At 64.0% G+C, this 575-nt stretch carries 1 protein-coding gene; it reads left to right on the forward strand.

The annotated features are described in order from the left end of the window. The coding region (locus AC1D0P_RS27375; protein WP_477679606.1) for a hypothetical protein at positions 1-575 on the forward strand (575 nt) is incomplete at both ends.

Here is a 575-nt window from a genome sequence, read left to right on the forward strand (position 1 = left end):
GCACGCCACTGATCTCTTCGCATCACGGCGCGCTCGTCCAGCTCCTGCTCGAATGCGTTCTGCGGCCCGGCGATCCAGTGGCACTGATCGGTCTATTGAAACATCCGCTGATCCGGCTCGGCCGCAGCCGCACCATTCTGGAAGGCGCGGTCAACCGGCTGGAAATGCTGACCATGCGTGGCGGCACAACGCTCGCCAATCCCTCGCAATTGACGCCGTTGATCGGCATTGCGATCGCGGAATTGCAGGAGAACAGGCACAAAAAGCAGTGGCAGGCGCATCTCGTCGTGCTCGATCACCTCGATGAGCTGACGCAGCTGGGTGCCACGATCGAGAAGGCAGTCGAACCGCTGGCGGCACTGCTGGCCCGCTCCGAAGACGGGCGTTCCTCCAGCCGCTTGTCCCTGAACCAGTGGGCGGAGGCGACCGGCCGGGTGCTGGAAAGTTTTTGCGCCGACGAGAGCGGCGATCTCGGCAGTCTCTGGGGCTGCGATGCCGGTCTGGCCCTTGCCAACCTGTTGCGCGACCTGATCGACACCGGCGATACGCTGGAAGCGGATGGGCCGCAATGGATC

It is taken from the genome of Polaromonas sp. P1_G2, assembly GCF_056405515.1.